This window comes from Acidiphilium sp. AL (genome assembly GCF_025499445.1).
In the GTDB taxonomy this organism is placed as follows: domain Bacteria; phylum Pseudomonadota; class Alphaproteobacteria; order Acetobacterales; family Acetobacteraceae; genus Acidiphilium; species Acidiphilium iwatense.
The window spans coordinates 1-20,240 of the sequence record NZ_JAIMBZ010000043.1; the positions used below are offsets into that span (position 1 = coordinate 1).

Genomic DNA, 20,240 nt, shown 5'->3' on the forward strand with positions numbered 1-20,240 from the left:
GCGCGCAACAATCGGAATCGGAACCGGGCCGCCAGGATTCCTTCCGGAATGCCGACAGGCCTCAATCGATTCTTCGGCTAAATGGCGCCTGCGGCCTCAAAATGAGGGGAGACATGAGGATGGCGGAGGCTTTTGGCCTGGCGATCAGCGAAGGCGCCATCGCCAATATTCTGGCTCGCGCTGAAGCGCCGTTGCTGGCTGCCGCGGCGGCAATCGCGGAGGCCGTACGCGCATCCGCCGTGATCGGCTCGGACGAAACCTCGGCACGAGTTGGTGGCAACACCTGGTGGCAGTGGGTGCTGCTGGGATCAACAGCAATCTGCCACGTGATCGCCGATACGCGCGCCGCCTCGGTGGTTGTCGGCTTCCTGAATGGGGCGCGGCCGGAAGTCTGGGTGGCGGATCGTTACGGCGGGCAGATCGGTCATGGCAAGGTCCGGCAAATTTGTCTCGCCCATCTCCTGCGCGACGCGAAATATGCGATCGAGGACGGCGATGAAGGGTTTGCGCCAGGCTTTCGATGGATGGTGCTGCGCGCCGTGGCGATCGGCAAGCGACGCGGCGAACTGAAGGACGCTACCCTGGCAAAATACCGCACCGATCTGGAAAAACGGCTGGACCGGTTGCTGTCGGCGCCCGTACCGAACCGTCCAGCGGCGCGTCGCCTGTTCCGTGCCATGCGACGCGATCGTGACGATCTGTTCCGCTTCGTCACAAGGCGCGATGTTCCCTACACGAACAATGCCTGTGAGCGCGCCCTCCGACCGTCGGTGATTTTTCGCAAAGTAACCGGCGGCTTCCGCGCCGAATGGGGCGCCAAAGTCTACGCAGCCGCAGCCAGCGTCATCGCCACCGGGTGATTGCATGGAATCTCAGCCCTCGCCGCACTACGCGCAGCGTTGGCCGGAGAGCCCGTCATGCAGACAGCCTGACCAGGGTGAGTAAATACTTTGCTTCTCTATTTCCTCGCGTAGTTGTTTGGCAGTTGATGCTGGATTGCCGACAACTCCTGCTTCAATTTCTTGGAGAGTGTCAGGCGGTTGGTTGTGTCCTATGCCGACGGGTCGAGCACGCAATGACTTTTCGAGATTAATTAGTGCATCGACAGCTTTTTGTCTGGCTGCTAATTCATCGGGTGACCCGAATACAGTTCCGGGCTCATCTGGAGTTTCGTCAAGCGCATCGAGTTCAGTCGATTGACTGTCATCATTATAATCATCGGGCTTAAACGTGGGGGCCCAATCGACAATACCATCCGACTGCACCTCTGCGACTGCTTGTTTTATCAACGCCTCCGAGATTAAGTTCCCAAACATACCCTCAATTTCTTCGCTAGCATCGTATGGACCTCCCCATATCCACTGATATCCACCTTCCGCGGTTTCGTATGGTGTTTGGTCCGCGGGATCCTCGTAGTTCGAGTGAAACCATTCGACCATGACTTCTAGCTTCTGCGCTTTAGGTAAGCGCCGAAATGCGGTCCGCGAAAGTTCATTATAATAAGTTGCCGTAACTACAAATGGCGACTTCGGCCGCGCGGAGTGCATTCTGGAGCTGCCGCGCATTTGCCTCATAATGCTAGATCCCGCTTTGCAGATCAGCCAAAGTTGTCGTGCGCAACACCCGCAACCAACCCGGCCGCCCAATCAAAGGCTTCGGCCTCGCGTGCGGTATCGGCGGCCATCGCGGCATAGCCTTCCGCCAGCGCGGCCTGGGTGACATGCGGGCGGGCGAGATCGTTGAGAAACCGGCTGATCCGTCTGCGTCCGACAACGGCGTGAAGCCCGTCATAAACCTCTTCGTCCACCGTGATGGTCAGTTTCTTGTGCATGATCTTCCATAGGATATCATCAATGGATCGCTTTGTCGCTTCGCTCCGCGCGATGACGGGTATTCGCGGATAGAATCTGGTATTGTTCACCGTGCCGCGATGGTTTGCTTCGCCTCGACCGGATCGGCGAGGCCGGAGCGCGCGGCGACGACCAGGATCGCTACACTGAACAGGGCCAGGATCACCGACAGCGCGAGGTCGGACAGCGCGCCGATCCCATGGGTCAGGTTTTTCGGACCGAGATTGGCCAGCGCCCACAGTCCGGCGAAATAGGGCGCGATCCACCACGCCTCGGCGATTTCCAGATGATCGAATCCGCCATGGGTGGCGCGCTGCACGACTGCATAGAGCACCGCCGCGATCAGCACATAACCCATCATCACGTTGGCGGTGTGCGCGCCGGTCCAGACGATGATGAAATTCGCGACGATGAAGGCCAGCCCTGCAACCGGCACGCCGAAGGCGAGCTTGAACGGGCGCGGATGGCGCTCGACCGGCATGGTTCGCCGCAGCGTAATCAGGGAGACCGACGCCATGCCATAGGACAGCAGTGCTGCCGCCGCGACCACCTTGATCAGCGCGCGCCAGGAGGGCAGCGGCAGGAGAAAAACGACGCCCACGGCAAAGGCGATCGCGACGCCGACGATCGGCACGCCGGCGCGCGAGACCCGCGCGAACGGCCCGCGCACCAGCCCTTCATGTCCGGCGGCGTAGAACAGGCGCGGCGTCGAGGTATAGGCGATGATCGCGACGCCGGCCGGCGATATCGCCGAATCGATATAGAGCAGCACCGCGAGCCAGCTCATGCCGAGCAGCCCGGCGAGCCCGGCGAACGGGCCGGACAGGCCGGTGAACCGCAGCGCGGACCAGCCTTTCGCGAGATCGCCGGGCGAGACCGCGCCGATGAAGGCGATCTGCAGCGCCGCATAGAGCAGGAACCCGATCGCCACCGATCCGACGATCGCGATTGGCAGGTCGCGCTTCGGGTGGCGCGACTCGCCGGCCAGTTCCACCGCCGCGCGAAACCCGGTATAGGCGTAGATCACCCCGGAGGTCGCGACCGCCGAGAAAATCCCGGCAACCCCGTGCGGCGCGAAGCCATGCGCGGTGAAATTCGCCGGATGAAACCGCGCGAGCAGAAAGGCGATCGCGGTGAGCATCGGAATCGCCAGTTTCCAGATGGTGATCACGCCGTTGACCCGCAGCACCAGCCGGATCGCCAGCGTGTTGATCAGCGCGAACACCGCGAGCAGCGCCACCGCCGCGACGAACCCGGCGCCGCTCAGCGTGCCGTCCGCCAGCACCAGGCCATGGACGTAATTGTTCGCGTAGGTGATCACCGCCGTCGCCTCGGCCGGAGCGGAGGTGAGATAGCCGAGCAGAACCACCCAGCTCATCACGGTCGCCAGCAATTTCCCATGACTCAGCTTGGGCAGCGCGATCACCGCGCCGGCGCGGGGAAACGCGGTGGTCAGCTCGGCGTAGACGAAGGCGAGCATCAGGATCGCGACCCCGCCGATCGCCCACGCGATCAGCGCGGCCGGGCCTGCCGCCTTCGCGGCGTTCAGCGGCCCGAACAGCCACCCCGATCCGACAATGCCGCCCAGGCTGGCGAGGATGAGGCCGGCAGCCCCCGCCTCACGCTTCAGCCCGCCTTCCCTCATGCCGTGGCGTAGGCCAGCGTGCGCGCCGTTACCTCCAGCCCCAGCATCAGCCCGATATTCTGCACCGCCGCTCCGGCGGCACCCTTGCCGAGATTGTCCAGCCGCGCCACCAGCACCGCCTGACTCTCCGCCTCGTTTTCGAACACGAACAGTTCCATGACGTCCGAGCCCGCGGCAGGCTCGGCTTCGAGCCGCTGCTCCACCGGCGTCTTGCGGACCTGGACCTGCTTCGTCCCGTCATAATGGCCGACCAGGGTGCAGCCGATTTCCCGCGCGGTCGGCCGGCCGGGCAGCGTATCCAGATGCAGCGGGATCGACACCAGCATTCCCTGCCGGAAATGCCCGACCGAGGGGACGAAAATCGGCCGCCGCGCGAGCCCGGCATGGCGCTCGATCTCCGGCAGGTGCTTATGGTTGAGCGACAGCGCATAGAGTTCGAACGCCGGTCCGCCCGCGCGCTCGTGATCGGCGATCATCGTCTTGCCGCCGCCGGAATAGCCCGACACCGCATTGATCGCGATCGGGTGGTCGGCGGGCACGATCCCGGCATCGACCAGCGGGCGCAGCAGTGCGATCGCGCCCGTCGCGTAGCAGCCGGGATTGGCCACGCGCGGGGCCTCGGCGATCTCCTCCGCCTGACCCTCGGCGAGTTCGGCAAATCCATAGGCCCAGCCATTCGCCACCCGGTGCGCCGTGCTGGCGTCGAGCAGTTTTGGCGCCGCACCGCCCAAGCCTTCCACCATATCTGCCGCCTCGCGCGCCGCATCGTCCGGCAGGCACAGCACCACCAGATCGACCTCCGCCATCATCGCCTGCCGCGCCGCGCGGTCGCGCCGCGCCTGCGGGTCCAGGCTGCGCACCACCACACCCGGCATCCGGCGCAGCCGCTCGCCGATCTGCAATCCCGTGGTCCCGGCCTCGCCGTCGATGAATACGCTCTTTGCCATGGCACACCCCCTCTGCAACTATGCTGGCACCAAACGCGACCTTGTGCTAGGCGGCGCGTCAGTCAGATGGAGCCAGCCCAATGTCCGAAACGCAGACCGCACCGCTTACTTTGAATATCCAATATACCAAGGATCTCTCCTTCGAGGTGCCGAACGCGCCGGCGATCTATACCATCCTGCGCCAGCCGCCGTCGGTGAACATCAATCTCGATGTCCAGGTGCGCCGCCTGCAGGAAGACCAGAACGTCTACGAGGTCACCCTCGCCACCCGCGCCGAAGCCACCATCCCGACCCCTCCCGAATCGGGCAACGGCGCGGGCGACGGCCAGGCCGGCAAGGATATGACCGTGTTCATCGCCGATCTCGCCTATTCCGGCATCTTCACCCTCACCGGCATTCCGGAAAACCAGATCGAACCCGTCCTGCTGGTGGAATGTCCGCGCCTGCTGTTCCCCTTCGCCCGCAACATCCTCGCCGACATCACCCGCGACGGCGGATTCCCGCCCGTCATGCTCGGCCCGGTCGATTTCGTCGGCCTCTGGCAATCCCGCCGCGAACAGATGGACGCACCACCCGTCGCCAACGCCTGATCCGGGGACTGCAAGAAGGCCAAGAGGCGCTGCCCCTTGGAACCCCGCCAAAGGCGTAGCCTTTGGAATCCATTGATCCGGGTCATGACAGGCGGGGCTTGTGTTTGCGAGAGCGCATCCTGGCCCCGCCTGCCATGGCTCGAACTAGTGTGGTGGTTCTGAAGTTCCTACGTATGTGCGGCGGTGCGTTTAGGAACTTCAGAACCAAAAACAACACTAGAATCATATGTTTGCTAGTGCCCTTCCGATTCGGAAGTTCGTTAAGACGCCTTAATCAGCACCGGCGAACTTCCGAATCGGGACACTAGCGGGTTCTAAGGGCTAAGCCCTTAGTGGGGGGGCGAGGCCCCTGATCTTGCTTGTTATGCGGTTCCGGCCGTTGGAGGGGTGATGCGGTATGTTTCGACGCGTGGGGGTGCGCCTGCGCGGGATTTCGATGGAGTTTTGCTGGCCGGGCTTGCCGAGGATGGCGGGCTGTTCGTGCCGGAGGTCTGGCCGGAATTTTCAGCGGCGGAGTGGCGTGCGCTGCGCGGATTGCCGTATGCGGAGCTGGCGGCGCGGGTGATGGCGCCGTTCATGTGCGGTGGTGCTGTAACCTTCGCGGATTTGCAGCGGATCTGTCGGGATGCGTATCGCGGGTTCGACCATGCGGCGGTGGTGCCGCTGGTGCAGCTCGATGCCGGATTGTTCGCGCTGGAATTGTTTCATGGTCCGACGCTGGCGTTCAAGGATCTGGCGCTGCAGGTGGCCGGGCGGCTGTTCGATCATGTGCTGGAGGCGCGCGACGAGCGGGTGACGATCGTGGGGGCGACCTCGGGCGATACCGGGTCTGCGGCGATCGAGGCGTGCCGGGATCGCTCACGGGTGGATATCGCGATATTGCATCCCGAGGGGAAAACCTCGGAGGTGCAGCGCCGGCAGATGACCACGGTGCGCGCGCCGAACGTGCTGAACATCGCGGTGGATGGCAATTTCGACGATTGCCAGGCGCTGGTGAAGGCGATGTTCGCGGATGCGCCGTTCCGCGAGGAGTTGCGGCTGTCGGCGGTGAATTCGATCAACTGGGCGCGGATTGCCGGGCAGATTCCGTATTTCGTCGCGGCGGCGCTGGCCTTGGGTACGCCGGACCGCGAGGTCGCGGTCGCGGTGCCGACCGGCAATTTCGGCAATGTGCTGGCGGCCTGGGCGGCGCGGCGGATGGGGCTCCCGGTGGCGAAGTTCGTCGTGGCGAGCAATGCGAACGACATTCTCGCGCGGTTTCTGGCCGCCAACGACATGAGCACAACGGGCGTGGTCGAGACGGTCTCACCCTCGATGGACATTCAGGTGAGTTCGAATTTCGAGCGGCTGCTGTTCGAGGTTCTGGGGCGTGACGCGCAGGCGACCGAGCGGACCATGGCGGATTTCCGGGCGACCGGGCGGATGGCGGTGCCGGATCAGGTCTGGCGCGCGCTGAAGCGCGATTTCGCCGGGTTTTCGCTGGACGACGAGGCGACGCTTGCCGAAATCGCGCGGATTCAGCGGGACACCGGCTATATCGCCGATCCGCACACCGCGATCGGCATCGCCGCGGCACGGGAATGTGCGCCGGTCGGGGTTCCGGCGATCGCGGCGGCGACGGCGCACCCCGCCAAGTTCCCGGAGGCGATGCATCGCGCGATCGGGATGCGGCCGGGGCTGCCCGAACGGCTCGGCGACCTATATCATCGTCCTGAAGTCTTTCAGCGGTCCGGGTCTCACCTCGCCGAGGTGCAGGCAGTGGTCCGTAATTTCGCGCATAGGAACAACGCATGACCGACGGTGTGCAGATCACCCACCTCGATTCCGGCCTGACCATTCTCACCGAGCGGATGGAGCGGGTCGAGACCGTTTCGTTCGGCGCCTATGCCGGGGTCGGCACCCGCCACGAAACCGCGCCGGAGAACGGCGTGTCGCATTTTCTCGAACATATGGCGTTCAAGGGCACCGAGCGGCGCAGTGCGGCCGAGATCGCCGAGGCGGTGGAGGATGTCGGCGGCCACATCAACGCCTATACCTCGCGCGAGCAGACCGCCTACTACATCAAGATGCTGAAGGAAGATCTGCCGCTCGGGGTCGATATCATCGGCGATATTCTTTGCCATTCGGCGTTCGATCCGGCGGAATTCGAGCGCGAGCGCGGGGTGATCCTGCAGGAAATCGGCCAGGCGAACGACACGCCGGACGATATCGTTTTCGACCATTTCCAGCTCGCCGCCTATCCCGACCAGCCGATGGGCTGGCCGGTTCTCGGCACCGAGGCGATCATCCGCGCGCTGAACCCCGAGGCGCTGCGCCGCTACATGCGCGCGCATTACACGCCGGAGAATATCGTGGTATCGGCCTCGGGCAATCTCGATCATAATCGGGTGGTCGATCTGGTCGCCGAGCATTTCGCCGATCTGCCGAAGGCGGCACCGGCCGCGCCGTTGCCGGCTGCCTATGCCGGCGGCGAATATCGCGAAATGCGCGATCTCGATCAGGCGCATCTGGTCCTCGGCTTCCCCGCGGTGGGCTATGCCGATCCCGATTTCCACGCGGCGATGCTGCTCTCCACCCTGCTCGGCGGCGGGATGTCGTCGCGGTTGTTCCAGGAAATTCGCGAGAAACGCGGGCTGGTCTACTCGATCTACAGTTTTTCCCTGCCCACCAACGATGCCGGGCTGTTCGGCATCTATGCCGGCACCGGCGAGGCCGAGGCGGCGGAGCTTGTCCCGGTGACGCTCGGCGAACTCGCGAAGGTGCGGGAAAGCGTCACTACGGCGGAATTGAAGCGCGCCCGTGCGCAGGTGAAGGCCGGGCTGCTGATGTCGCTCGAATCCACCGGCAGCCGCTGCGAGCAACTGGCGCGGCAATGGCAGGTGTTCGGGCGGGTGGTGCCGGTCGCCGAGACGGTCACGAAGATCGACGCGGTGACCGAGGCCGACATTACCCGCGTCGCCGCGCGGATCTTCCGGGCCAAGCCGACTCTGGCTGCGCTGGGGCCGATCGGCCGGGTGCCGCAAATGCCGAAAATCCTGGAAAGGCTTGCGGCATGAGCGGGCTCGACCGGCTGGGCGAGCTGCTTGCGGCGGCGAAGCGCGCCGGGGCGGATCAGGCGGATGCGCTGCTGGCTTCGGGCACGTCGCTTTCGGTGGGACGGCGGATGGGCAAGGTCGAGGAAATCGAGCGGGCCGAGACCAGCACGATCGGGTTGCGCGTGTTCGTGGGCCGGCAAAGCGCGATCGTTTCGGCGGGTGCGGTCGATCCGGCGGGATTCGATCGGCTTGCCGAACAGGCGGTGGCGATGGCGCGTGTGGTGCCGGAGGATAAGTTCGCCGATATCCCGGACGCACCGCCGCCCGAGGATTCCGCACCGCTCGATATCGACGATCCCGCCGAACCGTCGGCGGAAACCCTGATGGCGCGGGCGGCGGCGGCGGAAGAGGCGGCGCTTGGGTTCGCGGGGATCACCAATTCCGAGGGCGCGGGTGCGTCCTGGTCGCGCAGCCATATCGCCCTTGCCACATCGCGCGGGTTCGCCGGTGCCTATACGCGCTCGGGTCACGGCGTTTCGGTGTCGCCGATCGCGGGCGAAGGGGTCGCGATGCAGCGCGACTATGAGTTTTCCTCCGCCGTTCACGGTGCCGATCTTGGCGACCCGGCGGAACTCGGACGGGCGGCGGCGGAGCGCGCGGTGAGCCGGCTGAACCCCGGACGGCCGGCCACGGCGAAGCTGCCGGTGGTGTATCATCCGCGCGTGGCGGCCAGCCTGCTCGGCCATTTCACCGGCGCGATCAATGGCGCTGCGATCGCGCGCGGTACCAGTTTCCTTAAGGATTCCATGGGCAAGCCTGTGTTCGCGCCTGGGATTTTGGTGATCGACGATCCTCGACGGGTGCGCGGCCTGCGCTCGCGCGCCTTCGATGGCGAAGGCCAGGCGGTATCGCGCCGGGCGCTGATCGAGGACGGCGTGCTGACCACCTGGCTGCTGGATTCCCGCAGCGCGGCGCAGCTCGGTCTCACCACCACCGGCCATGCATCGCGCGGCACCAGCAATCCGCCGAGCCCGGCGCCGAGCAATCTGTATCTCGCGTCGGGCGCGCTGTCCGCCAAGGCGCTGATCGCCGACATCAAGCTCGGGCTTTATGTGATCGAGCTGATCGGCCAGGGGGTGAACGGCATTACCGGCGATTATTCGCGCGGCGCCGCCGGATTCATGATTCGCGACGGGCGGATCGCTGAGCCGGTTGCGGAAATCACCGTCGCCGGCAATCTGCGCGAGATGTTTCTGCACCTTACCCCGGCGAATGACCTGGAATTCCGCCGCGGCACCGATGCACCGACCGTCCGCGTCGAGGGTATGACCATGGCGGGGGCATGAATTTCGCTTGCACTTTCCGACTAATCAAACTAAGTCTGTCGGACTAAACTCGAAAAACTCCACGATGAACACCGCTGTCAACATTCACGAGGCAAAAACCCATTTATCCCGCCTCATCGAACAGGCGGCGCGGGGCGAGACGGTGGTGATCGCAAAGGCCGGTAAGCCGCTGGTCAAGCTGGTCGCGCTCGATGCGCCGGTCGTTTCGTCACGACTCGGCTTCATGACCGGCGCCATTTCGGTGCCGGATGATTTCGACAGCATGGGTGCCGAGGCGATCGCGTCCTTGTTCGGTGTCGAGTCCGATTGACCCTTCTGCTCGATACCCATGTGCTGCTCTGGGCGTCGGGCCGGCCGGATCGGCTTTCCGCGCCCATCCGTGCGCTGCTCGAAGACAAGACGCAAACGCTCATGTTCAGTGCGGCGAGCCTCTGGGAAATCGCGATCAAGCACGGGCTTGGCCGGGTGGATTTCCAGGTCGACCCACGGCTGTTGCGGCGCGGCCTGCGCGAGCGGGATTATGTCGAACTGCCGGTCACGTCCGCCCACGCGGTCGCCACCGGCGACCTGCCGCCGATCCACAAGGACCCGTTCGACCGCATCCTGATTGCCCAGGCAATGGTCGAAGGGATTCTGCTTCTCACCGCCGATCCGATACTCGCGCGCTATTCGGCGCCAATCCGCATGGTGTGACACGTGACCAATCAGCCCGAACTCGGCCTTCACGGAATGACGATCGTTCTGACCGGCGCGGGCGGGCGGCTCGGGCTTGTGCTCCGGCCGCGCCTGCTCGCGCGCGGGTTTTCGCTCTGTTCGGCCGATATCGGGGCGCTTGAGCCGCTCGGCGACCGTGAAACGGTGGTCACCGGCGATCTGCGCGATTCCACGGTGATCGACCGGGCGCTCGAAGGGGCCGGGTCGGTGCTGCATTTCGCGGGAACCAGCGTGGAGCGGCCCCTGCCCGAGATTATCGGGAACAATCTGGTCGCCCTGCACGCCGTGTATGAGGGCGCGCGCAGGCACCGAGTCAGGCGCGTTGTGTTCGCCAGCTCCAACCATGCGATCGGCATGTATCCGGCGGGGCAGCGTCTGTCGCTGTCCGACGCCTATCGCCCGGACGGGCTGTATGGGCTGTCGAAACTCTGGGGTGAGGGGATGGGCCGGCTTTATTGGGACAAATACGGTATCGAAGGGGTCGCGCTGCGGATCGGCAGCGCATTGCCGCGCCCCACCGAGCGGCGGCATCTTTCGACCTGGCTCGGAGACGATGACCTGGAACGGCTGGTGCTGCGCAGCCTCGCGGCACCGCTCACCGATTATCGGCCGGTCTGGGGCGTTTCGGCCAATACGCGACGCTGGTGGGACAATGCGGAGGCGGCGGAGCTCGGCTATGCACCCGCCCAGAACGCCGAGGATTACGCCGCCGAAATCGAGGCGGAGCCGGATGGCGGTGACCCGGAAGCCGTGCGGTTCCAGGGCGGAACTTTCGCTGCTTCGCGCTGAAACGAAAACGGCCGAACCTTCAGGTCCGGCCGCGTTTTCGATTTTCCTGGATCGGATCAGGCGGTCAGCCGCGCCTGCACCGCCTGGCGCTGTTCGGCGCGCTGTTCGGCGACCTGCGCCTTCATCGATTTCTGCAGCTTCTCGAAGGCGCGCACCTCGATCTGGCGCACCCGCTCGCGCGAGATGTTGTATTGCTGCGAGAGGTCTTCCAGCGTGGTCGGGTTGTCCTTCAGGCGCCGCTCGATCAGGATATGGCGCTCGCGGTCGTTGAGGGTTTTCAGTGCGGTGGCGAGCAGGGCGCGCCGTCCGGTCATTTCCTCGCGATCGGCGATGCTGTCTTCCTGGCTCTCGCTGTCGTCGATCAGCCAGTCCTGCCATTCGCCTTCGCCATCCATGCGGATCGGCGCGTTCAAGCTGTGATCGGGTGCGGCGAGGCGCCGGTTCATGCTGATCACGTCCTGCTCGGGCACGTTCAGCATATGGGCGACATGCGCGACCTGCTCGGGCTTGAGATCGCCGTCGTCGATCGCCTGCATCTGGCCCTTCAGCCGGCGCAGATTGAAGAACAGCTTCTTCTGCGAGGCGGTGGTGCCCATTTTTACCAGCGACCAGGAATGCAAAATATATTCTTGGATGGCCGCGCGAATCCACCACATGGCATAGGTGGCGAGGCGAAAGCCGCGCTCGGGGTCGAAGCGTTTGACCGCCTGCATCATGCCGACATTGCCCTCGGAGATCATCTCGCCGAGCGGCAGGCCGTAGCCGCGATAGCCCATGGCGATTTTGGCGACCAGGCGGAGATGCGAGGTCACCAGCTTATGGGCGGCCTTATTGTCGTGATTGTCCCGCCATGCGCGGGCGAGCCTGTCTTCCTCTTCGGGCGACAGCATGGGGTATTTGCGAATTTCCTGCAAATACCGGGAAAGATTGCCCTCGCTCGGGGCGATCGAACCGACTCCAGAGGCCATTGGGTAGCTCCTTTCGTCTCAATTTGATGGATCGGGCGACCAAACGGATGCGAAACATCCCGACCCTTGTGATAGTTCGTCTCTCGTTCGAACCTGCTTACACCAAGTAGCGATCTTGCCGTGTCACGCTCCCGAGAGAACCCCTGAAAAGGCAGTAATCACCGGGTTAAGATGCAATATGGCAGCTATTCAGACTTGACTGTGGTGCGTTTACCATGCCGGCGTCGTCGATGTCAATTAACAGGACTATTACAGTCCTGTATTATAGCTATGCGTGGACGAGATGGATTCGAGTGCAGAGACGAGGGCGGCGAAGTCGGCGGGCAGGGGGGTGGCGAACCGCAATGCGACGCCGGTGCGCGGGTGGGCGAAGCCCAGGCGTGCCGCGTGCAGCGCCTGGCGCGGGAAATCGAGCAGCCTGCCGCGCGTCGGTTCCGGGATATGCGCGGCGGCGGCAGGGCGGCGGCGGAGATACACCGGGTCGCCGACCAGCGGGTGGCCGAGCTGGGCGAGATGTACCCGGATCTGATGTGTCCGTCCGGTGGCCAGCCGACAGTCGAGCAGCGCGGCACCCATGCCGAAGCGCCGTTCGGTGCGATAATGGGTGAGCGCCGGCTTGCCGCCTCTGGCGACCACCGCCATGCGCTTGCGGTCGCGCGGATCGCGGCCGATGGCGCCCTCGACCGTGCCCTCGGCCGGCTGCGGGGTTCCCCAGCACAGGGCTGTATATGCGCGATCGAGGTCGCGCGCGGCGAAGGCGGCGGAGAGCGCATGATGGGCGAATTCGGTCTTGGCGGCGACCATCACGCCTGAGGTATCCTTGTCGAGCCGGTGGACGATGCCGGGGCGGCGCTCACCGCCGATGCCGACGAGACTGTCGCCGCAATGGGCGATCAGGGCGTTGACCAGCGTGCCGTCCGGGTTGCCGGGGGCGGGATGCACCACGAGGCCGGCCGGCTTGTCGAGCACGATCAGGTCGGCATCCTCGTAGAGAATGTCGAACCGGATGGCCTGGCCCTGGGGCGTGGCCGGCATCGTGGGCGGAATCTCGATCCGGTAGATCGCACCTGCCCGCACCGGCATCGAAGCGGTTTTTACCGTAACCCCGTCGCAGGTCACCGCGCCGTCCTCGATCAGGTTTTTGATCCGCGAGCGCGAGAAACCCGCCAATCTTCTGGCCAGGAAACGGTCCAGCCGCTCGCCCCGGTCGTCCGGCGTGGCGGAAAGCGGCAAGATTCCGTAAAGTACCGGTTCGGTATCGGGTGGTGAGGCGGATGGATCGGGTTCAGGGTTCACAGGATTTGAAGGGCTTGAAGGCTCTGGTGATCGGGCTGGGCGTGTTGATCGTGCTCGGTACCGCGCTGGTGATCGGGGTTGTGGTCAAACGCGTCTTCGAGTCAACCGCCAGCCCCGTGCCGGCCGTGCATGTGCCGGGGATTCCGGGCACGGCGCCGTTCGCGACCGCGCTGCCCGCCGGGCTGGGCGCTTCGATCGGCGGCATCGCCGCATCCGGCGGACGGGTGGCGATCTGGATCAGGACCGCTCATGGCGGAAAGGTAGTTTTCGTCGATCCGGAGAACGGCGTCGTCGCTGGCACCGTGAGCCTTGCCCGATAAACCGGCATCAATTCGGTTCGCTCGGGTGCTTGAAACCATCCCGGTTCACGATTATACGCGCCGGCGACGTCCCGTTCGTCTAGAGGCCTAGGACACTGCCCTTTCACGGCGGCAACACCGGTTCGAATCCGGTACGGGATACCAGGCATTATCAATGTTTTACTCGACATATCCACACATCCCCCGGACGGCATACGGCATAACTACGGCATGGACGATGCGGGACGGTATAGGATGAACGATCCATATCACAGTGCCGTGAGCATAGGTGCTGCTCGGTAAGACAGGTGAACCATTTATTTTTCCCGTATGCGCGGGATAGCATAGGGCATAGGGGGCACAGGCGGTATCATACCGGAATCGAAACACATTACGGCCCTAAGAGGCGCGGATATCCTCACTATTCTAAATACCGAGACTGTTTTGGTATCGTTCTGAATTGAAATCTGGCACGGTGCCGTAACAAACGGGTCGGCAGGCAATCCGCCGCCAAGCAAGGGGTGTGCAGAACTCGCACACCCTCAAGGGTGTCGTTAATTCCGACACCCCACAAAAGAACGGCCCCGGTGTGGATCGGGGCCGAGGGTCTGTATCAAGCGTTTGATGATAATGGGCGATTGTTGGGCTAGGAACACTGACCTGTCAACATGTTGCCGGCGCTTACGTTCGCGCCTTCGCATCGGCCAGCGCCTTGTCGAGCCGGTCCCGCGCCTGCCGGGCGAGGTCTCCAAGCCCCTGGACCGCCTCGGCCTCGATCTGGTGCCCTGCTTCATCAAGTCCAGCAGTGGCAACCGCCAGCAGCGCCAAGCCATGCAGATCATCGCGAACGCTGGCGATCGAATCCGGGGAAACCTCGCCTGGGCGCAGCCGGTCAGGGATAGACGCTAGAGCCGTCTCAGGCTTCTCGGGGGTGCCGGCTCCGATCATGCCCATGATTTCACTCTTCCCCAGGTCGAGCAGGAAAGCGCCGATCATCATTTCCTCCCAGTCGGACGCCGATTCGATGCACTCCGGCCCGTAGAGCATGATCATGCGATAGCGCGCCTTGACGCCTTCCAGCGTCTTCGCCGCCATATCGGTGTCGGTGATCTGGTCGAGCAAGCGTTCCTGCTCGGCCCTGAGAGGGGCCAACGTTCTGTCGCGCTCCTTTTCTTCGGCGATCGTGAGGCCAGGAATAGCCATTACCGCCCCCTTATAGCGTGTCAGCGCATCGAACCGGGCGCACAACGCAATCAGTTCGGCATCGGCGTTCGGTGCTGCGGCGGCGGCGATCGGCGCAACCAGGACAGCGGCGACGCCGGCCGCGAGGCCGGCCAGGTGGTGGCCGTTCATGGCCGTGCCTCCTTCTCGGCCGCTTGGTCAAATACCCGCTCGATCTCGCGGGCCATCACGCCGCACCGGGCCAGTTCATCGGGCGGCAGTTCGTCGGTGAAGGCGAGCAGTTCGATATCGAGGCGGTGAACGATGCGGCGGATATCCCAGATATCCGCCGCAGCCGTATGAATCGCCGGCAGGTCGAGGGTGATGGGGTGGGTGCTGTTCGCGGCGGTGCGAACGGGAGTATGGTCGTCGGTAGCCATCTGCATGGGCCTTCCATGTTGAGGGTTAGGCCGGGCGGGATGTTCACAGCATCCCTCCCGACCGATCAAATGACCGATTGCAGGTCACATGACCGAATATAAGATAACATCAAGCTTGCGTCAAGGATCATATGACCGTATTTCGTTCACATGATCTCAGGACCACAATGCCGTATGGCTCGGGCCGCCCTTGATTGGTCGGTGAAAAATCTTGCGGAACGGGCAAAGGTTGGGGAAGCGACAATCCGCAGATTCGAACGCGATCGCGCCGAACCGATCCATTCCACCGCCGCAGCAATCTGCAGCGCCTTAGAGGCGGCCGGCGTCGAGTTCATCGCGGAAAACGGCGGCGGGGCAGGCGTGAGGTTGAGGAAGCAAGCCAAAAATAGTGTTGGTCAGTCCGGCCCATGATCCGCTATCTTCCCCATGCTGAGGAAGCGCTTGCGAAGCGCGGTATCAAGCGTGATTGGGTTGCGGCGGCGATCGAGCGCCCGGATTGGACGGATACAGACCCGGCAAAGCCGAGCCGCACCCGGTCCTACAAGGCGATTGATGAGCTTGATGGTCGCATACTGCGTGTTGTGCATTGGCCCGAGGATGACGATATTGTCGTTCTGACCGCCTATCCTGATCGCGACGCTTTGAAGCGAAGGGCACTATGATGTTGAAGACCAGCTACGATCCGACAGCGGATGCGATGTTCGTGTGGCTTGCTCGGGAGAATGCCGTTTCGGCGGATACCCGCGAGGTCGCGCCCGGCATCATGCTGGATTACGACAAAGACGGAAACGTGATTGGCATCGAAATCCTGGATGTCCGCAGTCGTGTAAGGGAACTACCACCGGCGCAGGTCGCGGCCGAATAGCCACCGCTTTCGCTTCCGGGGTGAGGGAGGCGATCTTCATCGCGTGCTGCGCTTCCGTCCGGTCTATGCCAAGTTCGGGGACCGCCGCGACGGGGCGATCAGCGGATTCTCTGCATCGGCGCGGAGATGGTCGAGGTCGATGGCTTCGGGGTCAATCTGGTCAGCCATCGTCACGGCCGTTGTCGGGCAGCACGATCCGCGCCGTCGGACAACGCGTCATTGCGTCGTCCAGGGCTTCGCCAGGCCGGGCGATCACGATGATCTTGGTTGCCGGTGCGCTCGCGACGGCGCGCCCTTCAAGTGCCGTCAGGCGCCGCTCAATCGGTGTCATGCGCCGAACGCGAGCAGATCACCGATCACGGCGCGGGCATGATCTGCATCGTCGCCGATGGGGTGCCAGGGCCATGCCGCATCGCCTGCTGCGATGCGCTTGCCTGCCCGTTGCAGTGCGGCGGCATGGTCAGGGATGGCCTCAGCGATGGCGGTGATGGCCTTGGCGTGAAGTTCCGGCAGTGTCAAGCCGTCGAAAGTCGAGCGCTGCGGCGCGGCTTCCAGGGCGGCGAGGCGGCGTTCAATCTGAACCATTGCGTTCCTCCAATGCGGCGAGGCGGCGTTCAAAGTCCGTCGTCTCGATCGCCCGGCGCTGGCCTTCGATGACGGCTGCGACGGCTGCGGCTTCATCGGGTGCCAAGTCGCCGGCCGCCATCGCTTCGATGACTGCGGCGAGGGCTGCGGTGACGCCATCCGCAGATGCGACGGCGGGCAGATCGAGCATGACGGGGCGGCTCTTTCTCGCCGGCCATAGGCGAGCCAGCAGGATTTCAGCGGCCCGGCTGTTGCCTCGCTTCGCGGCGGCGATGGTCGATTGCAGGACTTCGCGGGCCGCTTCCGCGCCTATGGCGTCGAGGGCAGCCAGGGCCTTGTGCTTCGTTCCCTTTGGCTTGCCTGCCGGATTGCCGGACTGCCCAGGCTGGAACCGCCGCCCCTGATTTTTGCCTCCATTATCAGCCTGATCGGTCATTGCTTTATGGCCCGGTGAACGCCGGCGTGCCGTAGGGCGAGACGCGCCCGTTGAAGCCGGTGGTGCTGGACTGGTTTTGGTTCAGGGAGGCGGCAAGGCCGTGCTTGATGGCGCGCTGGCCTTCGCCCCAGTTCCCAATATTCACCGTGGGGATCAGGCCGTTGTCGGCGCTGCTGTGCGCCGATGGAGGTGCGCCGGGTCCCCACGTATCGTAACCGCCGATTGCGCTCCCGTGATGGACCCGCCGGCCACCGTTGCCGTCAAAATAATGGCGAATGCCGTGCCGCCCTGGCAGAATATCTTGGCCGGTTTTGCCGCCCATACCGGCCCTGCGCAAAGCCGCCAGCCCGACGTTCGCAGCACTCGCGCCGGGGTGTGTTTTCCCAATCCCGAGAACTTTGCCGATTTCGCGAAGCGGCGTAAGAAGCCACGTCATTGCTTCGCCTACGGCGTGAATACCGTCCGCGACCCATCCACTAACCGTCTTCCAGTTCATCATCGCCATCGCGGCGGCGAATATCCCGATCCCGAACGCAATCGCAGCGAGCGTACCTCCTGTGCCTAGAAGCATAACAATTCCGGCACCCATCAGAATTGTCCCGAACGCCAAAAACGCCGCGCCAAGAGCAAGCAAAAGCTGATCAATGTGTTTGGCGATCATGGGATGCTTTGAAAGCCACAAAGTGAAATGATGGATTGAATTCGTGACAGCATTCAACGCACTGACTGCGGACTTGACCGCTGGCACGCCCAGCGCCGTCACCAGATTTGCCCATGCTGTCTCAAAGTTCTTCGTCGCCAACCCCCAATTCCGTGTCGAAACGGACTGGTACGGATGGCCGTTCTTCACACCATCCGCGAACAGATGTTTGAACCGGCCGATCTGCGGGCCGTTGTGGGCGATGAAGGCGAGCAGGCGCGCGGCCGTCGATGCCGAGAACATGCCTGACAAGGCGGCAAGCATCTGGTTGTAGGTTTTCGCCCCGTCCGCGTGTAGTTTCGGGATGACGACGTGCTGCACCCAATCAAGGAAGCCGTGTTTCACCTCGTAGGCATGGCCGAGCATGTCGCGCGGGTTGAACAGATAGGTGCTGCTGCCGTGGACTTTGTGCATGTCGGCATGGGGCACCATTCCGTATTTCGTCAGGTAGTGAGCTGCCACGGCCGGGGCGCGGCCGACGTTCGCCACCATGTACGACGTGAACAGACCGCGGCCGACAGCCGGCCCAAGCGCCATCACCGCCTCGGTATAATTCGCGAGCAATGAGCGGAACGATGTCACTGTGGCCGCGGGACCTGCTTGCCGCGTCATTCGCAGTATCTGGGATCCGGTGACAAGCCCGTGGGTCAGCAACATCGCCTGTTCGATGTACGGCAGGTTGCCGAGGAGCGTCGTGACGCTGATTTTCTTGCCCTTGTTCTCGCCGCCGACGATATCCACCGCCTTCAACGCGAGTGCCAGCGAGTTGTCTTCATGCCCCCCTAAGAGAGTATCAAGGGCGACTTTCGCGCGCTCCACCGCAGGAAGCGCCGCGCGGGCTTTGGCGCTCCTGCCGAGCATGGACCGTAGCATCGTCTCGGTGTGCATCGCGCCCCCCGCGCTCACGTTCGATGTCGATGTGGCGACATTCCATGCGGCGGACGTGTTCTTGGCAATCTGTCCCGGGCGGACAGCCACCGCCGCCATCGCAGCTTGCTGGCTCACCACCTTTGCGCCGGCGCGGATGATTTTCTCGTATACGTCGAGAATGCCGGCACCAAAGGCCGCGCTTGCCGCGCCGGCAACGATCATGGAACGCCCGAAATCCTTGGTGGAAGCATTTGCCTTGTCCAGCGCCTTCATGACGCCGCCGAGGTCATGGCGGAGCAGCCGGAGGCCGGCGGACACACCATTGCGGAGCGTTAGGGAGACTCCGATTTTGTAAACGTCCATTCTCTGCTGGGTTCCTTTTCAGTCTTTGATGTGCACGACTGTCTGCTTTCCTTCGATCAGCGCCGACACTATCGAATAGCCGACTTGCTGGCCGATCTTGTCTTTCAGCCGGAAGGCGGTTGAGCCGAGGAAGGAGCGGGGTGGCACGTGATAGCCGCTTGCACCCACGCCAGGACCGCGCGTGCCAAGCTCCTGGTAAAGCGCGATGTCGGAATTCGAACCGATCTGCGCTTCGGCACCGGACACGGTGTATTCAATGCTCTCGCGCATGTCTCCTTCGCGCAACAGTGGGTTATCCGGGGGTGCGTAGCCTTGCTTTTCCTTGTCTTCGACGGTCGATTCCGCGAGCGGTAACCAGGACCCGAATTTACCGTCATCCTCGGTCAGGTAATGGCCGATCTGCTCTTTCGCGCCCTTCTGAATCGCCTTGGCCGCTTCGGTGAGAACGCGATGCTCCATCTCTTCCATGGCCAGGGCAGACCGCTCGATCCGCTCCATCGCCGTGGCCAAACTAACTAACCCCATCACTTTCGGTCCTTCCATCGAAGGGAGTGCCAATCCCATTCATTGCCGTCGAAGCCGCCCATCGTCACCACGAAGGCGAGCAATTCGGCTTCACCCATCTCAAAGGCCACATCCCAAGGCACGCCCTTCGACAGGATGTAGCAGCGCCCGGAAAAATCCGAGCTGTCCGTCAGTTTTTTGCGGTGGTGACCACTTCGTTTTCAGCGGTCGCGCGATTGGCGAACCAATCCTGCACCGCATTGCCGCCAGCCTCGCCAAGGGCGTCGATGATCGGTTCCACGTCCGATCTTTCGGTCGGCGGGGGGACCGGGGTGCCATCGATCGATACCACCGATGCGAACATCATGCAGTCCGCCAGGAATGCTTCATTCCCTTGCGCGGCGCGTCCCACCACCCTGAACAGCCGATGTCGTCCCTTGAAGTCGAGCGGTCGCATGACGATCGAACGCCCGAGCGTATCCGTGATCGTCTCGTCCTTGGTTTCGTTCAGCAATGTTTCAGCCATTATACCTTGATCCTGTGCTTGACTTGAGGGGATAGTTCACGAGCCGGAATGCGCGGACAGGCAGCCTTCCGCCGATCGTGGAAGTGTGGGGCGACGACTGCCGCAATTGCTGTCACTGAGTTCTTGCCGCTCAGCAGTTTGGCTTGCAGAATCCGGTCGATGCCATTCAACTTACCGACTTCGTTGCTGATTTTGGATGCCGTAAAAATTGGAATCTCCTTCTTGGTTAGGCGAAGCGGCGCGATCTGCTGCGCGACGGTCGAAAGCGGAACAGGCGTCCCGAGAGTGGATGACATGTCAGTTCACCGCTT

General features: G+C 63.5%; 27 protein-coding genes and 1 tRNA gene. 13 read left to right on the forward strand and 15 right to left on the reverse strand.

Translation table 11 applies throughout. The features are described 5' to 3' along the window. Positions 1-860: transposase (locus tag AiwAL_RS16805; RefSeq protein ID WP_262313112.1), on the forward strand; the 860-nt coding region annotated here is incomplete at its 5' end. Positions 861-887: 27 nt separating this feature from the next. Here the strand turns inward: AiwAL_RS16805 and AiwAL_RS16810 are convergent. From AiwAL_RS16810 to argC, 4 genes are all read right to left on the reverse strand, one after another. Next, positions 888-1,439, reverse strand: a complete 552-nt coding sequence (locus tag AiwAL_RS16810; RefSeq protein WP_235703301.1) for a hypothetical protein — start codon at positions 1,437-1,439, stop codon at positions 888-890. 158 nt (positions 1,440-1,597) lie between these two features. Beyond that, entirely contained in the window at positions 1,598-1,831 is a 234-nt protein-coding gene (locus AiwAL_RS16815; RefSeq protein ID WP_235703302.1) for a hypothetical protein, read from the reverse strand. A gap of 86 nt (positions 1,832-1,917) precedes the next feature. Further along, on the reverse strand, positions 1,918-3,495 hold the full coding sequence (locus tag AiwAL_RS16820; RefSeq protein WP_262313113.1) for an APC family permease: 1,578 nt from the start codon (positions 3,493-3,495) through the stop codon (positions 1,918-1,920). Further along, positions 3,492-4,442: an N-acetyl-gamma-glutamyl-phosphate reductase gene (argC, locus tag AiwAL_RS16825; RefSeq protein ID WP_235703304.1), complete on the reverse strand. Its 951-nt coding sequence runs from the start codon at positions 4,440-4,442 to the stop codon at positions 3,492-3,494. Before argC ends, AiwAL_RS16820 begins: the two co-directional genes overlap by 4 nt. Before the next feature lie 80 nt (positions 4,443-4,522). Here argC and secB point away from each other — a divergent pair, with 80 nt between their 5' ends. The 7 genes from secB (at position 4,523) to AiwAL_RS16860 (ending at position 10,916) form a co-directional block, all read left to right on the forward strand. Beyond that, on the forward strand, positions 4,523-5,032 hold the full coding sequence (gene secB, locus AiwAL_RS16830; RefSeq protein ID WP_235703305.1) for a protein-export chaperone SecB: 510 nt from the start codon (positions 4,523-4,525) through the stop codon (positions 5,030-5,032). Between the two features lie 390 nt (positions 5,033-5,422). Beyond that, positions 5,423-6,826 (forward strand): threonine synthase, encoded by a 1,404-nt coding sequence (gene thrC, locus AiwAL_RS16835; RefSeq protein WP_235703306.1) that lies wholly within the window; start codon positions 5,423-5,425, stop codon positions 6,824-6,826. Then, a complete protein-coding gene (locus AiwAL_RS16840; RefSeq protein WP_235703307.1) occupies positions 6,823-8,088 on the forward strand; it encodes a pitrilysin family protein in 1,266 nt (421 codons plus the stop codon). The genes thrC and AiwAL_RS16840 overlap by 4 nt, the downstream gene beginning before the upstream one ends. Further along, positions 8,085-9,413 (forward strand): TldD/PmbA family protein, encoded by a 1,329-nt coding sequence (locus AiwAL_RS16845; RefSeq protein ID WP_235703308.1) that lies wholly within the window; start codon positions 8,085-8,087, stop codon positions 9,411-9,413. The genes AiwAL_RS16840 and AiwAL_RS16845 overlap by 4 nt, the downstream gene beginning before the upstream one ends. Positions 9,414-9,477: 64 nt before the next feature. Further along, entirely contained in the window at positions 9,478-9,723 is a 246-nt protein-coding gene (locus tag AiwAL_RS16850; protein ID WP_235703309.1) for a type II toxin-antitoxin system Phd/YefM family antitoxin, read from the forward strand. Then, complete coding sequence (locus tag AiwAL_RS16855) at positions 9,720-10,106, forward strand: type II toxin-antitoxin system VapC family toxin (protein ID WP_235703310.1); 387 nt, start codon at positions 9,720-9,722, stop codon at positions 10,104-10,106. The genes AiwAL_RS16850 and AiwAL_RS16855 overlap by 4 nt, the downstream gene beginning before the upstream one ends. Positions 10,107-10,109: 3 nt before the next feature. Beyond that, the gene (locus AiwAL_RS16860) at positions 10,110-10,916 is read left to right on the forward strand and encodes an NAD(P)-dependent oxidoreductase (RefSeq protein WP_235703311.1); all 807 of its coding nucleotides are present in this window, start codon (positions 10,110-10,112) and stop codon (positions 10,914-10,916) included. A gap of 56 nt (positions 10,917-10,972) precedes the next feature. On the opposite strand, the gene rpoH is transcribed toward AiwAL_RS16860, so the two are convergent. Together rpoH and AiwAL_RS16870 are read right to left on the reverse strand one after the other, a co-directional pair. Continuing rightward, the gene (rpoH, locus tag AiwAL_RS16865; RefSeq protein ID WP_235703312.1) at positions 10,973-11,884 is read right to left on the reverse strand and encodes an RNA polymerase sigma factor RpoH; all 912 of its coding nucleotides are present in this window, start codon (positions 11,882-11,884) and stop codon (positions 10,973-10,975) included. Between the two features lie 249 nt (positions 11,885-12,133). Further along, a complete protein-coding gene (locus AiwAL_RS16870; RefSeq protein WP_262313114.1) occupies positions 12,134-13,117 on the reverse strand; it encodes an RluA family pseudouridine synthase in 984 nt (327 codons plus the stop codon). A gap of 77 nt (positions 13,118-13,194) precedes the next feature. On the opposite strand from AiwAL_RS16870, the gene AiwAL_RS16875 reads away from it, so the two are divergent. Continuing rightward, on the forward strand, positions 13,195-13,500 hold the full coding sequence (locus AiwAL_RS16875) for a hypothetical protein (RefSeq protein ID WP_235703314.1): 306 nt from the start codon (positions 13,195-13,197) through the stop codon (positions 13,498-13,500). A gap of 68 nt (positions 13,501-13,568) precedes the next feature. Further along, positions 13,569-13,644 (forward strand) — tRNA-Glu (locus AiwAL_RS16880). A gap of 516 nt (positions 13,645-14,160) precedes the next feature. On the opposite strand, the gene AiwAL_RS16885 is transcribed toward AiwAL_RS16880, so the two are convergent. Continuing rightward, positions 14,161-14,832 carry a hypothetical protein gene (locus AiwAL_RS16885; RefSeq protein ID WP_262313115.1) on the reverse strand — a complete coding sequence of 224 codons (672 nt, stop codon included), beginning with the start codon at positions 14,830-14,832 and terminating at the stop codon, positions 14,161-14,163. Next, positions 14,829-15,080 (reverse strand): hypothetical protein, encoded by a 252-nt coding sequence (locus AiwAL_RS16890; protein ID WP_262313116.1) that lies wholly within the window; start codon positions 15,078-15,080, stop codon positions 14,829-14,831. Before AiwAL_RS16890 ends, AiwAL_RS16885 begins: the two co-directional genes overlap by 4 nt. Before the next feature lie 174 nt (positions 15,081-15,254). Here AiwAL_RS16890 and AiwAL_RS16895 point away from each other — a divergent pair, with 174 nt between their 5' ends. The 3 genes from AiwAL_RS16895 to AiwAL_RS16905 are packed head-to-tail and all read left to right on the forward strand — an operon-like array spanning position 15,255 to position 15,945. After that, positions 15,255-15,491, forward strand: a complete 237-nt coding sequence (locus AiwAL_RS16895) for a helix-turn-helix domain-containing protein (RefSeq protein ID WP_262313117.1) — start codon at positions 15,255-15,257, stop codon at positions 15,489-15,491. Beyond that, a complete protein-coding gene (locus AiwAL_RS16900) occupies positions 15,488-15,742 on the forward strand; it encodes a DUF4258 domain-containing protein (RefSeq protein WP_262313118.1) in 255 nt (84 codons plus the stop codon). Before AiwAL_RS16895 ends, AiwAL_RS16900 begins: the two co-directional genes overlap by 4 nt. After that, the gene (locus AiwAL_RS16905) at positions 15,739-15,945 is read left to right on the forward strand and encodes a DUF2283 domain-containing protein (protein WP_235705041.1); all 207 of its coding nucleotides are present in this window, start codon (positions 15,739-15,741) and stop codon (positions 15,943-15,945) included. Before AiwAL_RS16900 ends, AiwAL_RS16905 begins: the two co-directional genes overlap by 4 nt. Before the next feature lie 160 nt (positions 15,946-16,105). Here AiwAL_RS16905 and AiwAL_RS16910 read toward each other — a convergent pair whose 3' ends face one another. From AiwAL_RS16910 to AiwAL_RS16940, 7 genes are all read right to left on the reverse strand, one after another. Then, complete coding sequence (locus tag AiwAL_RS16910; RefSeq protein WP_262313119.1) at positions 16,106-16,276, reverse strand: hypothetical protein; 171 nt, start codon at positions 16,274-16,276, stop codon at positions 16,106-16,108. Further along, entirely contained in the window at positions 16,273-16,530 is a 258-nt protein-coding gene (locus AiwAL_RS16915) for a hypothetical protein (protein ID WP_262313120.1), read from the reverse strand. The genes AiwAL_RS16910 and AiwAL_RS16915 overlap by 4 nt, the downstream gene beginning before the upstream one ends. Then, positions 16,517-16,966 (reverse strand): DUF5681 domain-containing protein, encoded by a 450-nt coding sequence (locus AiwAL_RS16920; RefSeq protein WP_262313121.1) that lies wholly within the window; start codon positions 16,964-16,966, stop codon positions 16,517-16,519. The genes AiwAL_RS16915 and AiwAL_RS16920 overlap by 14 nt, the downstream gene beginning before the upstream one ends. Before the next feature lie 4 nt (positions 16,967-16,970). Continuing rightward, complete coding sequence (locus AiwAL_RS16925) at positions 16,971-18,899, reverse strand: hypothetical protein (protein ID WP_262313122.1); 1,929 nt, start codon at positions 18,897-18,899, stop codon at positions 16,971-16,973. A gap of 18 nt (positions 18,900-18,917) precedes the next feature. Then, positions 18,918-19,397 (reverse strand): hypothetical protein, encoded by a 480-nt coding sequence (locus tag AiwAL_RS16930; RefSeq protein ID WP_262313123.1) that lies wholly within the window; start codon positions 19,395-19,397, stop codon positions 18,918-18,920. A 196-nt stretch (positions 19,398-19,593) separates the two neighbouring features. After that, positions 19,594-19,929: a hypothetical protein gene (locus AiwAL_RS16935; RefSeq protein ID WP_262313124.1), complete on the reverse strand. Its 336-nt coding sequence runs from the start codon at positions 19,927-19,929 to the stop codon at positions 19,594-19,596. Next, positions 19,929-20,225, reverse strand: coding sequence for a hypothetical protein (locus tag AiwAL_RS16940; RefSeq protein ID WP_262313125.1), 297 nt, complete (start codon positions 20,223-20,225; stop codon positions 19,929-19,931). Before AiwAL_RS16940 ends, AiwAL_RS16935 begins: the two co-directional genes overlap by 1 nt. Between the last annotated feature and the right edge of the window lie 15 nt (positions 20,226-20,240).

Excerpts from the sequence above, each read along its gene's own strand:
- AiwAL_RS16900 (WP_262313118.1), top strand. The coding sequence starts at position 15,488 with ATGATCCGCTATCTTCCCCATGCTGAGGAAGCGCTTGCGAAGCGCGGT.
- AiwAL_RS16885 (WP_262313115.1), bottom strand. The coding sequence starts at position 14,832 with ATGAACGGCCACCACCTGGCCGGCCTCGCGGCCGGCGTCGCCGCTGTC.
- AiwAL_RS16910 (WP_262313119.1), bottom strand. The coding sequence starts at position 16,276 with ATGACACCGATTGAGCGGCGCCTGACGGCACTTGAAGGGCGCGCCGTC.
- AiwAL_RS16925 (WP_262313122.1), bottom strand. The coding sequence starts at position 18,899 with ATGGACGTTTACAAAATCGGAGTCTCCCTAACGCTCCGCAATGGTGTG.
- AiwAL_RS16940 (WP_262313125.1), bottom strand. The coding sequence starts at position 20,225 with ATGTCATCCACTCTCGGGACGCCTGTTCCGCTTTCGACCGTCGCGCAG.
- AiwAL_RS16815 (WP_235703302.1), bottom strand. The coding sequence starts at position 1,831 with ATGCACAAGAAACTGACCATCACGGTGGACGAAGAGGTTTATGACGGG.
- AiwAL_RS16930 (WP_262313123.1), bottom strand. The coding sequence starts at position 19,397 with ATGGAGCGGATCGAGCGGTCTGCCCTGGCCATGGAAGAGATGGAGCAT.
- AiwAL_RS16920 (WP_262313121.1), bottom strand. The coding sequence starts at position 16,966 with ATGACCGATCAGGCTGATAATGGAGGCAAAAATCAGGGGCGGCGGTTC.
- AiwAL_RS16820 (WP_262313113.1), bottom strand. The coding sequence starts at position 3,495 with ATGAGGGAAGGCGGGCTGAAGCGTGAGGCGGGGGCTGCCGGCCTCATC.
- AiwAL_RS16845 (WP_235703308.1), top strand. The coding sequence starts at position 8,085 with ATGAGCGGGCTCGACCGGCTGGGCGAGCTGCTTGCGGCGGCGAAGCGC.
- AiwAL_RS16840 (WP_235703307.1), top strand. The coding sequence starts at position 6,823 with ATGACCGACGGTGTGCAGATCACCCACCTCGATTCCGGCCTGACCATT.
- AiwAL_RS16890 (WP_262313116.1), bottom strand. The coding sequence starts at position 15,080 with ATGGCTACCGACGACCATACTCCCGTTCGCACCGCCGCGAACAGCACC.
- rpoH (WP_235703312.1), bottom strand. The coding sequence starts at position 11,884 with ATGGCCTCTGGAGTCGGTTCGATCGCCCCGAGCGAGGGCAATCTTTCC.
- thrC (WP_235703306.1), top strand. The coding sequence starts at position 5,423 with ATGCGGTATGTTTCGACGCGTGGGGGTGCGCCTGCGCGGGATTTCGAT.
- AiwAL_RS16895 (WP_262313117.1), top strand. The coding sequence starts at position 15,255 with ATGGCTCGGGCCGCCCTTGATTGGTCGGTGAAAAATCTTGCGGAACGG.
- secB (WP_235703305.1), top strand. The coding sequence starts at position 4,523 with ATGTCCGAAACGCAGACCGCACCGCTTACTTTGAATATCCAATATACC.
- AiwAL_RS16905 (WP_235705041.1), top strand. The coding sequence starts at position 15,739 with ATGATGTTGAAGACCAGCTACGATCCGACAGCGGATGCGATGTTCGTG.
- AiwAL_RS16810 (WP_235703301.1), bottom strand. The coding sequence starts at position 1,439 with ATGGTCGAATGGTTTCACTCGAACTACGAGGATCCCGCGGACCAAACA.
- AiwAL_RS16935 (WP_262313124.1), bottom strand. The coding sequence starts at position 19,929 with ATGGCTGAAACATTGCTGAACGAAACCAAGGACGAGACGATCACGGAT.
- AiwAL_RS16915 (WP_262313120.1), bottom strand. The coding sequence starts at position 16,530 with ATGGTTCAGATTGAACGCCGCCTCGCCGCCCTGGAAGCCGCGCCGCAG.
- AiwAL_RS16850 (WP_235703309.1), top strand. The coding sequence starts at position 9,478 with ATGAACACCGCTGTCAACATTCACGAGGCAAAAACCCATTTATCCCGC.
- argC (WP_235703304.1), bottom strand. The coding sequence starts at position 4,442 with ATGGCAAAGAGCGTATTCATCGACGGCGAGGCCGGGACCACGGGATTG.